Source organism: Streptomyces sp. NPDC090106 (assembly GCF_044747265.1).
Lineage (GTDB): Bacteria > Actinomycetota > Actinomycetes > Streptomycetales > Streptomycetaceae > Streptomyces.
Genome location: NZ_JBIVDS010000006.1, coordinates 192,762 through 207,897, shown reverse-complemented (window position 1 = coordinate 207,897; position 15,136 = coordinate 192,762). Strand labels below are relative to the sequence as shown.

Below are 15,136 nucleotides of genomic sequence, written 5' to 3'. Positions count from 1 at the left end.
TGGGGGCGGGAACAGGGCCCGAAAAGAACAGGCCATGCCGTATGTTTCTTACTCCCCGTACACGATATCTCACTGTACGACGGCATATGCAGCCCCCCCGAACTCCTTCCACTCTTCAGACCTCCCGCAACTAATAGATCACTTGTGTGCAGACCGCAATGGACTGTCGGAGAAACCGGGCGCTCAGTACAGAAAAATTCCGTACAGAAACCTCACGGCATCAAATCTCGACGCCGGAAAAGCGGGTCGGCCTGTGCCCATCGGCACCGGCCGACCCGCCTGTTGGGGGTCCGGGAGTCCGTCAGAAGGTCAGCTTCCAGGAATTGAGGGTGCCGGTGTCCTGTGCGGCGGTGTCCTGAATCCGCAGTTTCCAGGTGCCGTTGGCGCTCTCGCTCGAAGCGTCCACGGTGTAGGTGGTGTTGACATTGTCCGCGGAGTCCGAGGAGCTCGCGGCCTTCAGCCGGTACGCCGAACCGTCGGGCGCCACCAGGTCGATGACGAGGTCACCGCGGTAGGTGTGGGTGATGTCCACGGCGACCTTGAGGGCCGAAGGGGCGTTGCCGGTACGGCCGCTGACGGTGATGGACGACTCGACGGCCGAGCCGTTGTCCGGGACGGCGAGGGAGCCGGTGCTGGAGAACGTCGTCCCCGTACCCGTCCCGCCGCTCACGGCCGCGACCGTCCTGGCGGCGTCCGCGAGACCGGCGCCGCAGCCGCCCGAGCAGGCCCCGGGCAGGGCGCGGGCGTTGGTCTTGACGGCCGACTCGATCTGGGCCGGGGTCAGCGCCGGGTTCGCCGACTTCAGCAGCGCGGCGAGACCCGCGATGTGCGGGGTGGCCATGCTGGTGCCCTGGTAGTAGGCGTAGTTCTCGCTCGACGGCGTCTTCGTGCCGGAGTTCAGCGTCGACAGGATGCCGTTGGCGGCGCCGGTGCCGGTCTGGCCTCCGGGTGCCGAGATGTCCACCAGGGAGCCGTAGTTGGAGTAGGAAGCCTTCGCGCCGGTGCGGCTGGTCGCGGCGACGGATATGACGTTGTTGCAGTTGCCCGGCGAGTGGTTCGCGACGTTGTCGTTGTCGTTGCCCGCGGCGACGGCGATGACGGTGCCCCGGTTCACGGCGGCGTTGATGGCGCTCTGGGTCGCGGTGGTGCAGGCGCCGTCGCCGCCCAGGCTCATGTTGATGACCTTGGCGACGTCGGCGTTGGCGGGCACGCCGGAGACGGTGCCGCCGGACGCCCAGGTGATGGCGTCGATGATGTCGGAGTCGTAGCCGCCGCACTTGCCGAGGACGCGGACCGGGGAGATCTTCGCGCCGTACGCGATACCGGCGATGCCCTTGCCGTTGTGCGTGACCGCGGCGATGGTGCCGGCCACATGGGTGCCGTGCCAGGAGGAGTTGGACGCCGGGACGCCGGTGCCGCACTCGCCCGCCGCGTACCAGTCGCCGGGGTCGGCCGGGTTGCCGTCCCGCCCGTCGCCGTCCACCGAGACGGCGGTGTCGGAGATGAAGTCGTAGCCGCCGACGATGTTCGCGGCGAGGTCGGTGTGGGCGACGTAGCCGGTGTCGATGACGGCGACGGTCACCCCGGCGCCGGTCGCGGTCGTCCAGGCGCCGGGCACGTTCATACCGGCCGTCGACTCGAACAGGTCCCACTGCTTGGCGTACTCGGTGTCGTTCGGGTCGGCCTGCGCCCGGTTCAGCCGGTCCGGTACGACGTAGGCGACCTGCGGATCGGCCCGGTACTCGGCGACGACGTCGGCGACCTCGGCGCGGGTCAGGTCCGAGCCGAGGCCGACGAGGGCGGCACCGGTGCCGAGGCGGCGCCGGAAGTCCAGCTCCTCGCCGGTCCTCTTGCCCTTGGCGACGGCGTCGGCCGCCGCGGCCCGGTCCGAACCGGCCTCACCGGCACCGGACTTGTAGCCGACGATGAGGCGCTCGGCGGTGACGCCGGGGGCGGCCTCGGTGACCTCGGTGGCCGCTGCGGAGGCGGCGGAGGCGGCCTTCTGAGCGACCCCGGCAGAGGGGGAATCGGAGGCGGAGGCGGAGACCGTGGCCGCCGTGAGGAGCGCGGCCGAGACCGCGGCGACGGAGATCAGCTTCCGTCGTGTGGAGGGGGAGGTGCGCAAGGGCTTGCCTTTCGTAGCCGCTTCCGGGCAGGGCGAAGCGGCGGTCGGTTCGCTTCGTCGGCGAAGCGGCGGGGGGGAATGTCGAAAAGCGACAGGCGAAAAGCGACAGGCGAAAAGCGACAGGCGAAGAGCGAGGGGCCGGCCCGGCATCGGCTGACCGGCGAAGGGGTTACCTGTGGGTCAGCTATGCGGAACCCTAGGCAAAGGGAAGGTCATGTGAATACGGGGGAAACCCTCGATCGGGCCGGAAACCCACCCTGCGCGCAGGACAGTTGGCAGGGATTGCGCCCTTTCGCATCCGATGTCCCGCCATGAACGAGCCGTGAACGCGCCGGGCCCGTCTCCCGTACTGCACGGGAGCACACCGTTCCCGCTCCGGCCGAGGAGACGTTCCGGATGTCCCGGATGACCGCATACCGCACCGCCGCCCTGGCGGCCACCGCCGTCGCCCCGCTGCTGCTCTGGGCGTCGGCTCCGGCGCAGGCGCACGGGGCGCCGACGAATCCCGTCAGTCGCGTCTACGCCTGCTCCCCCGACGGGGGGCGGGCCGGCACCGCCGCCTGCGCGGCGGCCATCGCCGCGAACGGCACGTCCTTCGCCGCCTGGGACAACCTGCGCGTCGCGAACGTGAACGGCCGCGACCGTCGGACGATCCCCGACGGGGAGCTGTGCAGCGGCGGCCTGCCGGCCTACAAGGGCCTCGACCTGGCCCGCGCCGACTGGCCCTCGACGGCCCTTCGGCCCGGCGCAGCGCTGACGATGACGTACGTGTCGACGATCCCGCACACCGGCACGTTCAAGCTGTTCCTCACCAAGCCCGGCTACGACCCGACGCAGCCGCTGACCTGGTCCGACCTCCCCGAGAAGCCGTTCGCCCAGGTGACGGACCCGGCGCTGACCGACGGGGCGTACCGCATCCGCGCGACGCTGCCCGCCGACCGGACGGGGCGGCAGGTCCTCTATGTGATCTGGCAGAACAGCAGCACCCCGGACACGTACTACTCGTGCGCGGACGTCGTGTTCCCGGCGGCGAAGAAGGAGAGCACGCCGAAGACCCCCACGCCCACGCCCAGTCCCACGCCGACGCGCACCGCTCAGGCGCGTACGAGCAAGAGCCCGACGCCGAGCGCCGAGCCCCGTACGAGCGCCCCGAGCAGCTCGGCCCCCGCCCCGGACACGACGCCCGTGGCGGCCACGGACAGCGCCGGTTCGGGGCCGTCGGCGCCTCTGCTCGCGGGCGGCGCGGCGGCGGTGCTGGCGCTGACCGGCGGGACGGCGCTGGTACTGCACCGGCGCCGGGGGTGACCCGGGCGGCCGGGGGCCGCTGACCCGCTGACGGCACATGGGCCCGCGTTCCCCGATCGGATCGGGGAGCGCGGGCCGTCGTGCGACCGGGGCCGGTGGGTCGGTTCAGGTGCCGACCGGGTTCGGCGGCCCGGTCCTGGTGTTCACCGGAGCCGGTCGGCTCAGTTGACGAAGACCGCCGCGCCGCCGGTGGTGACCGGGGCGTACTTGGCGGTCCAGTAGCCGCTGCTGAAGCAGAGCGACGAACCCGACGAGCGGGTGAACTGCTGGTTGGTGAAGGTGATGCTGTTGTCGGTGTTGGAGGCCGTGCCGGTCAGGCTGGCCGCCTGGTAGACACAGCTGATGCTGCCGAGCAGGGTGCGCAGCACGAGCGTGGTCTGGATCGTGGAACCGCTCGCCGGGGTCACGGTGACGGTGCCGTCGGAGTTCACGCTGGTCGTGTACGGCAGGTTGTTGACCGTGATGCTGGTGACGCCGAGGACACCGACGACGTTCGAGGTGCAGCTGCTGAAGGTGTGCGCGTCGAGCGACTCGCTGGCGGTGCCCGGGGCGGCCGGGTTGCCGCCGTCCTCGACGGTGGCGGTGAACGTCGACTCCGAGCAGGTGATGCCGCTGGTGCCGGTCGCGCTGGAGTACAGCGTCGCGGTGGTGCCGCTGGCCAGGGAGGCGGTCAGGGTGGCGCCGTCGACGACGGCGTCCCCGCCGGCCGAGCCGGTGGTGAGAACGTTGTCGGCTGCCGACGCGGGACTCACCGCGGCCAGGGCGAAGGCGGAGACGGCGGCGGTGAGAGTGAGCAGAGAACGCGTACGCATGCGGGGTTGCCTCATTTCCGAGGTGGGGGTGCAGGACATTCCTGCGTGGGGGTGAAAGGGATGAGGGACGCGACGTGAACGCGACGCGATGGGACGCGGTGTGCTGCCGTGCGGTGCGCCGCGGCGTCCCGCCGACGCCGGGCCGTGACGCCTTCTCCGTACGTCACGGTCCGACGACGACAACCGTCCGGACACCGGCCGGGAACCGTGGGGTGGCCCCAGGCCGGGCCGGGCGGTGGCGGCGCCCCGGCACGGACCGAAGGGGGAAGCGACCGTGCGGGTACGCCATGGACGTGGCAGTGGGACCAGCGGGAGACCGGCGGTGAGAACACCGGCGGCCTCGGCGGACAGGACGTCCGGGAGACGCGGATGTGGTGCCGCGTGCGGGATCCGGCGCCACGGATCCTCGTGAACCAGGCAGAGTTGTAGACCTGATGACCATTCAACGTCAAGGCGGCACAAGGCAGTTGACGGATAGTCAATAACTTTGCGGGACAGGGTTGTCGCCTTGGTGCACAGGTGGGGCACAACAGGCACCCTTTTTCCACAACTCCCTTGACCCCTAAAAGTAACCACCGGTAACTTCCTCGTCGGCTACTGCGGAGTACGTGAAAGCCCTTGCGCCCGCCGGGAGGTACGAGGAGCAGCGCTCCGCAGCCGCGCCACCTGCGCTGTCCGCGCCAGGACAACGTGTCACTGAAGCCAGACCGCACTTCTATGCCCTGGGAGCCGACATGTCCTTGTCCGCCGACAACACCCCCGTGAACCCCGAAAGCGGTTCCACGGCCGAGCCCGTCAGACGCGGCCGGGTCCGCGCACGCCGGGCCGCCGTGATGGCCGTTCCTGCCACGCTGGTCGCCGCGACCCTCGCGGTGCTCACCGCGGAAGGCGCGCTGGGGGTGCAGTTCGCGATCTCCGGTATGCCGTTCACGGTCACCGCCAAGGAGCTCAACGGCACCGGCTTCGAGCAGTTCGGCGGCCTCGACAACATGGCGGAGAACAGCCCCAACGCGGGTGACACCGGCGGCCAGGTGCTGGTCGTCACCTCCGCGATCAAGAACGCGACGCTGGACAGCCTGTGCCAGAGCGTCGACCTCGGCGGCACCAACCTGCTGATCACGGCGGGCAGCGGTTCGACGAAGGTGTCCGCGACCGACCTCACCACCGACTCCACCGAGCTGTCGGGTGACGCGTCCTTCAACAACATCGAGATCGGCAACGACGCCAGCACGCTGACCAAGGCCGGCGTCAAGGGCCCGATCGGCGTCTTCAGCCAGCAGGCCGACACCGTGCACATCGCGAACCTGCGCCAGACCAACTACGCGACCACCGCCGCCGTGTTCCGCCTCCCGGGCCTCAAGCTCCGCTTCAGCAGCTCGGGTTGCTGATGTCGGACGCGACGATGCCGCTGCCGTCGCCCTCGCCGTCGCCGTCCTCCGGGACGGCGCGGCCGGGCGCGCGGGCCGCCTTCCGCCAGTGGCGGGGCGCACGGCCCTTCCCGGGCGGGCTGCTGCTCACCCTGGGCGGGGCCTGGATCCTGCTCACCATGAAAGCCTCGCTGAAGGTCGTGCTGCACATCGGGATGCAGGGCCTCGCGGGCTACCTCCTGCCGACCCTGATGATCGTGCTGGGCCTGCTGATCCTCTTCAACCCGGCCCAGAGGCTGTTCTACTCGATCATCGGAGTGCTGTGCTCCCTGGGCACCTGGCCCACCTCGAACCTGGGCGGCTTCTTCATCGGCCTGCTGCTCGGTGTCGTGGGCAGCTGTCTGACCTTCGGCTGGCTGCCGGACCAGGAGCCGCGCGTGAGCCGTCGTCGGCGGCGTCGGGCGGCCAAGGCCGCGAAGACCGCCGGGCCCCACGAGGCCGGGCCGGATTCCGGCGCCTTCCAGCAGGAGGCGGGCGGAACGGCCTGAGTCGCGTCCCAGAGTGTCGGCGGGCGACCGGAGGTCACACCGGGTCGCCCGCCGACGGGTACGGCTCACGCCCGGAGGCGGGCGCGGCGCCCCCATCCGGCCCATGACTCCTCCGACTCCTCCACCCCCTCGCGCCGGTGTGTGCGGCGCGCCGGGCGTGACGACGTCGTACGGCACGGTCGAACTCCCGGGCCGGGTACCCGCGCGGGCCGTCAGCGGCCCCGCGCTCACCCACCCCGGCCAACTCGGTCCGGTCCGCGCCGGGCACGTCTCCTGGGAGGACGTGGGCAGCACGGCGAGACCGCCGACGCGTTCGGCGTCACCCGCGCCGACAAGGACCGTCCGGCCTTCGGACACGGCGCCCGCTCCTGCCCGGGCACCCCGCCGGCCCGCCGGGAGTCCCGTGTGGCGCTGCCCGCCCCGTTCGGCCGCTTCCCCGGCCTCGCCCTCGCGGTGGCGCCGGGCCGGCCGGAGCCGGTGGACTCGTTCGTCTCCGACGGGTACACGACCCTGCCGGTGCGGCCGGGAGACGAGGAACGGATGAGGCATGACCACTGAGAACCACACGCAACCGGACCCGAGCGGCGACACGGGCCGGGACATCGACACCGGCAGCGCCCACTCCGCCCGGATCTACGACTACATCATCGGCGGCAGGGACCACTACCCGGCGGACCGCGAGGCGGGGGACGCCATGTGCCGCGAGTGGCCCGCGCTGCCCGTCCACATGAAGGCCAACCGGGACTTCGCGATCCGGGCGGTGCGGTACCTCGCCGAGGAGGCGGGGACACGTCAGTTCCTGGACGTCGGCACCGGCATCCCCACGTCCCCCGGCGTCCACGAGGTGGCCCAGCGCGCCGCGCCCGACGCCCGTGTCGTGTACGTGGACAACGACCCCCTAGTCCTGCGCCTGTCCCGGCATCTCCTCGACGGCACGCCCCAGGGCCGCACCGCGTACGTCGAGGCGGACATGCGGGACCCGGAGAGCATCCTGGAGGCGCCGGCCTTCCGGGCGACTCTCGACCTCGACCGCCCCGTGGCCCTGCTGGTCATCGCGATCGTCCACTTCATGCTGGACGAGGACGACGCCGTCTCCGTCGTGCGCCGCCTCCTGGACCCCCTCCCCTCCGGGAGCCACCTCGCCATGTCCGTCGGCACCGCCGACTTCGCCCCGGCCGAAGTGGGCCGCGTCGCCCGCGAGTACGCCGCGCGCGGCATGCCGATGCGCCTGCGCACCCGCGCGGAGGCCGCCGAGTTCGCCGCCGGCCTCACCCTCGTCTCCCCCGGCATCACCCAGGTCCACCACTGGCACCCGGACGGAACCGGCACGGAGGTCCTCCGGGACGAGGACATCGCGATGTACGGCCTGATCGCCCGCAAGCCGTAGCGCCGCCCGTGGCACCCCACCAGCCCTGACCGGTTCCCCGAGCCCTCCGCCCGCTCATCACGATGCGGCACCGACAGCCCACTACCAGCGGCTGGTCACTTGACTACCGGCGGTCACACACGATTGGCTCCCGGGCAGTGAGAGTTCAACAGGCTGACGCACGCCCGTGTTCCGGCCTCGCTTTCGCGTTCCACCTGCTCGGCCGCACAGCGAGGTGCCGTACCCCCATGGCCACCACACCCACACCTCAGTTCTCCTCCAGACCCCCGCGCGTCGTCGTGCTGACGGCGGCCGCGCTGCTTCTGCTGGCGGGCTGCTCCGGCTCCGACGACGCGCGGAGCGACGACGACGCGGGCGCTGCGAAGGGGGCGATGAGTGTCGCCCTGGTGACGCACGGCGGGGAGGGCGACGCCTTCTGGGAGTTGGTGAAGGCGGGCGCCGAGGCCGCCGCCGCCAAGGACGGCGTCGCGCTGACGTACGTGAGCGACTCCGACACCGCCGGACAGGCGCGGCTCGTGCGGGACGCGATCGCCGACAAGGTGGACGGCATCGCGGTGACCCTCGCGAAACCCACGGCGATGCGCGCGCCGGTCGCGCAGGCGCGCGCGGCGGGGATACCCGTCGTGGCCCTCAACTCCGGTATCGACGCCTGGAAGTCGCAGGGCGTGATGGAGTTCTTCGGCCAGGACGAGAGCCTCGCCGGAGAGGCCGTCGGTGACCGGCTCGACGGGCTGAAGGCCAAGCACGCGCTGTGCGTGGTGCACGAGCGGGGCAACGTCGCCCTGGAGGCCCGCTGCGCCGGCGTGAAGAAGACGTTCGGCGGCGAGACCGAGAACCTGTACGTGGAGGGAACCGACTCCGCGGCCGTGGACGCCGTCATCTCCGCACGGCTGCGGCAGGACCCCACCATCGACGAAGTCATCACCCTGGGCGCGCAGTTCGCGCTCGACGCGGTGGAAACGGTCAAGGCTGCCGGGTCCAAGGCGAAGGTGGCCACCTTCGACCTCAACAAGGATCTCGTGGCCGCCGTGCGTGACGGGTCCGTTCAGTTCGCCGTCGACCAACAGCCCTATCTTCAGGGCTATCTCGCGGTGGACGCGCTGTGGTTGTACCGCACCAACGGCAACATCAGCGGCGGCGGCATCGCCCCCGTGCTTACCGGCCCGGCGTTCGTGACGCGCGAGAACGTCTCCTCCGTGGCCGAGTTCGCCGACGCCGGCACCCGCTGACCGCCCCCGCCCCGCAGGGACGGACGCCCCGACCCGCATCCGCCGCCCGCTCCCGACTCACCACGATCGCCCCAAGGACGACCATGTCTGCACGGACAGGTACCCGGCGCCGCCACCTCGGCTCCATACGTCTCTCCCTCATCCTGCTGGCCCTGGTGCCCAGCGTCACCCTGGCCGCCGTCTGGGGCCTGACGACCACTCAGATCATCTCGGAGGGCCTGCGGCTGCGCTCGCAGACCGAGCTGAGCCGCTCGACCGGCGCCATGGGCACCGAGGCCACGCTCGCCCTCCAGGCCGAACGCGCCGCGTCCGCCGCCGTGCTGGCGGGCGTGCCCGGCGCCCGCAAGGCCCTGGACGCGCAGCGCGCGGTGACGGACAAGGCGGTCGCCAAGCTCGTCGACCAGTCCGAGGAGATCCAGCAGGCGCCGACGCGCGTCGCGGACCGGCTGTACTCCGTCGTCGGCTCGCTGGGCAGCCTGGAGTTCTACCGCGACCAGGTGGACGACCCGGGCCAGATCCCCGCCGAGCAGATCCTCGGCCAGTACACGTCGATCATCGACGGCCAGATCCACGCCTTCCAGGAGCTCTCCCAGGTCGACGACGGTGACCTCACCTCCCAGGCGGGTCCGCTGGTCGCCCTGGAGCACGCGGCGGAGCTGACCTCCCAGGAGGACGCGCAGCTCATCCTGGCCTGGCCCACCGGGGAGTTCGACGAGCAGACCTGGATCGGGTTCGTGCAGCTCGTCGACACCCGCCGCTGGCTGGTGGAGGACCAGATCGTCCCCGCGCTGACCGGCCGGGCCAAGGCGGAGACCGAGCGGATCCTCGCCAGCGAGGAGTGGCAGATCCTGACCTCCGTCGAGAACCTGGTGCTGGCCGCGCGGCCGGCCGCCGACGGACAGGCGAAGCTGCCGGACTCGCAGAAGCAGTGGACGGCCGCGATGGACAAGGTCGCCGCGCAGTACTCCGTCCTCATCCAGCAGCAGACCAACGGGCTGCTCAGCCGCAGCGCCGAGGAAGCCGACGCGCTGCTGCTGAAGGCCGGCGTGCTCAGCGCGGGCGGTCTGATCGCCCTGCTGATCTGCATCACCATCTCCTGGCGCATCACCCGGTCCCTGTCCCGCCGTCTGGGCGGCCTGCGGCAGGCCACCCTGGACCTCGCCCACGTGCGGCTGCCCGACGTCGTCTCCCGGCTGGACCGCGGTGAGAAGGTCGACATGGACCTGGCCGCCCCCGAGCTGGACTACGGCCACGACGAACTCGGCGCCGTGGCCAGGGCGTTCAACACCGCGCAGCGTACGGCGGTGGCGACCGCCGTCGAACTCGCCGACACCCGGCGCGGCTTCCAGAAGGTGATCCTCGGCATCGCCCGGCAGAGCCAGAACCTGGTCAACCTCCAGCTCAGCCGCCTGGACACCCTGGAGCGCAAGCACCAGGACCCGGACGTCCTGGCCGGCCTGTACGAACTCGACTCCACGGCCAGCCAGTTGCGCCGTTACGAGGAGAACCTCGTCATCATCAGCGGCGGGCAGACCCGGCGCAGCTGGACCGAGCCGGTCGCGCTCGTCGACATCCTGCGCGGGTCCGTCGGCGAGGTCGCCGAGTACCAGCGGGTCGAGGTGCACACCGACGAGGACCTGTACATCGCGCCGCCCGCCGTCTCCGACGTCATCCATCTGCTGGCCGAACTCATCGAGAACGCCACCCTGTACTCCCCCGCGCCGAGCCCCGTCGGGGTGCGTGCCGCGCTGGTGGCCAAGGGGCTCGCGGTCGAGATCGAGGACCGGGGCCTCGGCATGTCGGAGGAGGAGTACGCCTCCTTCAACGCCCAGTTGGCCGAGCTGCCCAAGTTCGACGTGGTGGCGCTCGCCGACGACCTGCGGCTCGGGATGTTCGTGATCGCCCGGCTGGCCCGGCGGCACGGCATCACGGTGACGCTGCGCTCCTCGCCATACGGGGGCACCACGGCGATCGTGCTGATCCCGGACGACATCGTCGTACGCGAGGCGCCCCGGGCCAAGGAGCCCCAGAGGGCGTCCGAGAAGCCGCGGGGCGCGTCCGACGGGTCCGAGGGCGCGTCCGAGGAACCGCGGGAGGGGCCCGACGACGACATCCTCGCCGCCGTCGGCCGCGCACTGTCCCTGCCCGTGCCCGACGCCCGCCCCGCGCCCGCCGCGTCCTCCGGCAGCGCCTCCACCGGCGCCTCCCCCGACGCCCCGCCCACCGACGGCCTCACGCCGCTCCCCCGCCGCGTCCCGCAGACCAGCCTCGCCGTTGAACTCCGGGACGACGCGCCCCGTGCTACCGAGCAGGACCCCGACGACTTCACCGCGGAACACGCCGCCTCCTCCCTGGCCGGTTTCCAGCGCGGCACGCTCCAGGCCCGGGACGCGGACGGCACGGACCACAAACCCGACACGGACGACACCGACTCCGACTCCGACACCACGGACGATCCGGACGCCACCCACGAGGACGGCCCCCTGGAGGCTCCCGCCCCGCCCGGCCCGCCGGCCGACCCCGCCCCGGCCGAGCACCCCACTCCCCACACCGACCGCTCATGAAGGACACCGCCATGACCCACCCCGCCCCCGCCACGAACACCGCCCTGGACCAGCTGCTCACCGGGCTCGTGGACCGGGTCGCCGATGTGACACAGGCCGTCGTGCTCTCCGAGGACGGGCTGGTCGTCAGCAAGTCGACCGGGTTCCCGCGGGACGACGCCGAGCGGCTGGCGGCGACCGCGTCCGGGCTGATGAGCCTCAGCCGGGGTGTGAGCATGGACTTCCGCGGCGGCCCGGTGCGGCAGGCGCTCATCGAGATGGCCAACAGCTTCCTGATACTCACCGCCGCCGGCCCCGGCGCGCATCTCGTGGTCCTCACCGGGCCGAACGCGGACGTCGGTGTGGTGGCGTACCAGATGAACATGCTGGTGAAGAAGATCGGCGAGCATCTCAGCGCCGCCCCGCGGGCCGGCATCGGGCCCACCGGCGGATGAGGTGAGCGAGAGCGACACCGCCGGCCGGCTGGTGCGGCCGTTCGCCCTGACCGGCGGACGGACCCGGCCCAGCCGGACCGGCTTCACCCTCATCACCACCGTGACCGCGGTGGATCCGCCCCCGGCCAGAGCGCCCCGGCCGCAGGCCGAGCAGTCGCGCATCCTGCGCCGGTGCGCACGGCCGGTCGCGGTGGCGGAGCTGGCCGCGCTGCTGGACCTGCCGGTGAGCGTGATCGTCATCATGCTCTCCGACCTGCTGGAGGCGGGCCTGATCAGCGTGCACGCACCGCGCGCCGTCACGCCCGGCACCGCCGACCTGGACCTGCTGACGAAAGTGAGGGAGGGCCTTGACCGGCTCTGAGGCGCCCACCGCGCCGGACACCGTGAAGATCCTGATCGCCGGGGGTTTCGGGGTCGGCAAGACCACGATGGTCGGTTCGGTCAGCGAGATCGCCCCGCTGCGCACCGAGGAGCCCCTGACGGTCGCGGGGCTGGGCGTCGACGACCTGGTGGGGATCGAGCAGAAACGTGCCACCACGGTGGCGCTGGACTTCGGCCGGATCACCATCAGCGAGCGGCTGGTGCTGTACCTGTTCGGTACGCCGGGTCAGCAGCGCTTCTGGTTCATGTGGAACGACCTGTCGGTCGGCGCGCTGGGCGCGGTCGTCCTGATCGACGTGCGGCGCCCCGAGTCGAGCTTCGCGGCCATCGACTTCTTCGAGCGGCGCGGCATCCCGTTCGTGATCGGCGTCAACGGGTTCGACGGGGCGCACCCTTACTCGGCGGAGGCCGTCCGGGACGCCCTGGCCCTGCCGGAGGGCGTCCCGGTGGTGCTGTGCGACGCGCGCCGCCGCGAGTCGTCGAAGGCCGTGCTCATCTCCCTGCTGGACCTGCTGATCGCGTCGGCGACGAAGCGGTAGCCCCGCCGCCTTCCGCGGGACGGCTCAGCGCCTGCACGTCCGGCGCACCGTCAGCAGCACTCCGGCGGCCAGGACGCACAACGCCCCGAGGGCGTACGCCAGGACCGGGCCGCCGGAGTCGGCCAGCTCGCCCCCGCCGCCGTGCCCTCCTCCATGTCCTCCGCCTCCGGGGTGCTCGGTGGCCGGAGGGTCGGTGGGCGTCGGGGTGGGTTCCTCCGTCGCGGGCGCCCGTTCGGTGTTGGTGACCGTGCAGGTGACGGCGGTGCCCGCGGCGACGTCCACCGCGCCCTCGGTCACTTCGACGGCGTCCCCCTCGGCGTTCCGGCAGGCCCAGTCGGAGGCGTCGTAGCCGCTGGGGCCGTCGGACTCGGCCAGCGCGTAGGTGCCGGCCGTCACGACGGCGTCGGTGACCTCGTGGGAGCCGGACGTGCCGGACAGAGCGGTCGGACCGTCCGCGGTGAGGGTCCAGTCGGCCGGTCCGGCGTCACCGCCGTGCGCGTTGACGACATCCTTGACCAGGGTGAGCCGAGCCTTGCAGGTGACGGTGTTGCGGACCGTGAACGTGGTGTGCTCGGCGGTGAGTTCGGCCGTGTGGGGCAGGGCGTGGTCGACGGCCGCACCGCCCGCGGCGACCAGCCGGCTGCCGGCGAGGACGCAGTGCGCGGGGACGCCGACGGTCTCGGCGATGGTCGTGGAGTCGCCGACGGTGTAGCCCTCGCGGGCGGCGCCCCAGTCCTGGGCCCGGGGTGTCGAGCCGGTCGGGCCGGTCAGGGTGAGGGATGCCTCCAGGCCCTCGGGACGGTCCTCGTGCGCGTACTCCTCCCCGTCGACGAGCCAGGTCTTGTCGACCTCGACGTCGGCGGTCCCGGTGGGCCGGTTGTAGACGACGCAGGAGACCGCCGAGCTGCGCGGCACGTCCACGGTGAAGCCGGCGGCACCGGAGTTGGTGACGTCCACCGCGGTGCCGTCGTCGAGATCGGTGCACACCGCGTTCTTCCCGTCCTGGGTGACCAGGACGTGGTCGGTGTGCTGGGTCTCCTGGACGGTGACGTCGGCGGTGGTGGTGTCGGCCGGGTAGGTCGGTTCGAAGGCGACCGCGCCGGTGCCGTCGTCGGTGGTGGTCTCCGTGTCCGGCAGTCCGCCGATGCCGGAGGTGGTGGTGGAGGCGTCGAACTGCCAGCCCGCGCCCGCGTTCTCGGCGCCGGTGACGTCCTCGCCGGTGGTGGTGGCGGGCACGATCTGCTTGACGACCGAGAGGGTGCCGTCGCAGTGGGTCAGGGCGATGTCGTGCAGGGCGGTGCCGGCCGCGGCGAAGTCGTCGGTCTGGTAGTAGTCGGCGGTCACCGGGTTGGTGCCGGTGAAGGCCTCGGTGCCGGAGACGGCCCGCAGGTTGAGCACGGAGTCGCCCTCGACGCCGCTGCCGACGCCGACCGCGACGACCCGTGAGCCCTGCTTCTTGACGGCGTTGGCGGAGAAGATGCCGCCCTCGGTGTCGGCGAAGTTGGTCTTGCTGCCGTTGCCCGTGTAGGGCTTGCCCCAGCGGGTGGGGTTGCCGTCGGTGAGGACGACGACCAGGTCGTAGACCGGGGCGGCCTCGGCGACGGCGTTGAGTCCCTGGTCCCAGTTGGTTCCGGAGCCCAGCGTCCAGTCGGCGTACCGGTCCTTGAACGCCGTGCCGCCGGCCGTGGTGGAGACCGACGTCAGGTCGGGGTGGTTGGTGGTGCCGGTGCTGGGCGAGTCGCGGTCGAAGGAGAAGAGCGCGAGCCGCGAGGGGGTGCCGGTGAGGGCGTCGGTGAACTTGTCGGCCGCCGCCTTGAGGTTGGGCAGGGCGCTGCCCACGGAGGCGGACAGGTCCAGTACCAGGGCGACGTCGAGCCCGCAGTTCTCGGGGAGTTCGGGGTTGACGCGGGAGTTCTGCCAGACACCGGCGGAGGCGAGGAAGGGGTCCGTGCCGTAGGCGGTGCTGTACATGAAGTCGCTGGTGGAGGAGTACGTCCGCCCGTCGGCCAGGGCCGGGGTGCGGAACTGGTACGTCGAGGGGTACGACACCGATCCGCTGCCGTTGCCGGTGCGCAGCACGGGGTTGGTGTACCACCCGGACGGCGCCCCGACCTCGGCCTGCCGCACCCAGAAGCGCGCGCCCGCGTTGGCGCCGCCGGTCGCGGTGGCGGGGACGACGAAGGAGCAGTCGCCGTCGCCGTCGGAGACGCACTCGGCCCAGTCGTCGGTGAGCGGGGTGGTGTCGCTCTCGTCGGCGTAGAGGGCGAGGCGGACACCGGCGAGCGGGACGACGCCGAGGCCGCCGGTGCGGTCGCCACCGGTCCGGACCGTCACCACGGAGGTGCCGGCGGCGGGTTCGGGGACGTCCGCGCGGGCGGCGGGGGACGCGGCGGCCAGCAGCAGAAGGGCGGCGGCCCCGGTCTGGGCGGCCACCGCCGCTCCCGG

The 15,136-nt window shown here is 72.0% G+C and carries 13 protein-coding genes; 10 read left to right on the top strand and 3 right to left on the bottom strand.

Features of this window, described 5'->3' with window-relative positions; all coding sequences use genetic code 11:
* Positions 1 to 301: 301 nt before the first annotated feature.
* The gene (locus ACIPSE_RS21080) at positions 302 to 2,125 is read right to left on the bottom strand and encodes a S8 family peptidase (RefSeq protein WP_401664609.1); all 1,824 of its coding nucleotides are present in this window, start codon (positions 2,123 to 2,125) and stop codon (positions 302 to 304) included.
* Between the two features lie 396 nt (positions 2,126 to 2,521).
* On the opposite strand from ACIPSE_RS21080, the gene ACIPSE_RS21075 reads away from it, so the two are divergent.
* Entirely contained in the window at positions 2,522 to 3,430 is a 909-nt protein-coding gene (locus ACIPSE_RS21075) for a lytic polysaccharide monooxygenase (protein WP_401664608.1), read from the top strand.
* Positions 3,431 to 3,591: 161 nt separating this feature from the next.
* On the opposite strand, the gene ACIPSE_RS21070 is transcribed toward ACIPSE_RS21075, so the two are convergent.
* Positions 3,592 to 4,242 carry a Tat pathway signal sequence domain protein gene (locus tag ACIPSE_RS21070; protein ID WP_401664607.1) on the bottom strand — a complete coding sequence of 217 codons (651 nt, stop codon included), beginning with the start codon at positions 4,240 to 4,242 and terminating at the stop codon, positions 3,592 to 3,594.
* 734 nt (positions 4,243 to 4,976) lie between these two features.
* Here ACIPSE_RS21070 and ACIPSE_RS21065 point away from each other — a divergent pair.
* The 9 genes from ACIPSE_RS21065 to ACIPSE_RS21025 all read left to right on the top strand — a co-directional run bounded on the left by ACIPSE_RS21065 (position 4,977) and on the right by ACIPSE_RS21025 (position 12,691).
* Positions 4,977 to 5,630, top strand: a complete 654-nt coding sequence (locus tag ACIPSE_RS21065) for a DUF6230 family protein (protein ID WP_401664606.1) — start codon at positions 4,977 to 4,979, stop codon at positions 5,628 to 5,630.
* Positions 5,631 to 5,644: 14 nt separating this feature from the next.
* Positions 5,645 to 6,157: a DUF6114 domain-containing protein gene (locus ACIPSE_RS21060; RefSeq protein WP_401665034.1), complete on the top strand. Its 513-nt coding sequence runs from the start codon at positions 5,645 to 5,647 to the stop codon at positions 6,155 to 6,157.
* Between the two features lie 405 nt (positions 6,158 to 6,562).
* Positions 6,563 to 6,715, top strand: coding sequence for a hypothetical protein (locus ACIPSE_RS21055; RefSeq protein ID WP_401664605.1), 153 nt, complete (start codon positions 6,563 to 6,565; stop codon positions 6,713 to 6,715).
* The gene (locus ACIPSE_RS21050; RefSeq protein WP_401664604.1) at positions 6,705 to 7,544 is read left to right on the top strand and encodes an SAM-dependent methyltransferase; all 840 of its coding nucleotides are present in this window, start codon (positions 6,705 to 6,707) and stop codon (positions 7,542 to 7,544) included. Before ACIPSE_RS21055 ends, ACIPSE_RS21050 begins: the two co-directional genes overlap by 11 nt.
* A gap of 227 nt (positions 7,545 to 7,771) precedes the next feature.
* Entirely contained in the window at positions 7,772 to 8,773 is a 1,002-nt protein-coding gene (locus tag ACIPSE_RS21045; RefSeq protein WP_401664603.1) for a substrate-binding domain-containing protein, read from the top strand.
* Between the two features lie 83 nt (positions 8,774 to 8,856).
* Entirely contained in the window at positions 8,857 to 11,337 is a 2,481-nt protein-coding gene (locus ACIPSE_RS21040; protein WP_401664602.1) for a nitrate- and nitrite sensing domain-containing protein, read from the top strand.
* Positions 11,338 to 11,348: 11 nt separating this feature from the next.
* Positions 11,349 to 11,771 (top strand): roadblock/LC7 domain-containing protein, encoded by a 423-nt coding sequence (locus ACIPSE_RS21035; RefSeq protein ID WP_401664601.1) that lies wholly within the window; start codon positions 11,349 to 11,351, stop codon positions 11,769 to 11,771.
* A gap of 1 nt (position 11,772) precedes the next feature.
* Positions 11,773 to 12,132, top strand: coding sequence for a DUF742 domain-containing protein (locus ACIPSE_RS21030; protein ID WP_401664600.1), 360 nt, complete (start codon positions 11,773 to 11,775; stop codon positions 12,130 to 12,132).
* Entirely contained in the window at positions 12,119 to 12,691 is a 573-nt protein-coding gene (locus tag ACIPSE_RS21025; protein ID WP_401664599.1) for a GTP-binding protein, read from the top strand. Before ACIPSE_RS21030 ends, ACIPSE_RS21025 begins: the two co-directional genes overlap by 14 nt.
* Before the next feature lie 24 nt (positions 12,692 to 12,715).
* On the opposite strand, the gene ACIPSE_RS21020 is transcribed toward ACIPSE_RS21025, so the two are convergent.
* Positions 12,716 to 15,124: a hypothetical protein gene (locus ACIPSE_RS21020; protein WP_401664598.1), complete on the bottom strand. Its 2,409-nt coding sequence runs from the start codon at positions 15,122 to 15,124 to the stop codon at positions 12,716 to 12,718.
* Positions 15,125 to 15,136: the final 12 nt, after the last annotated feature.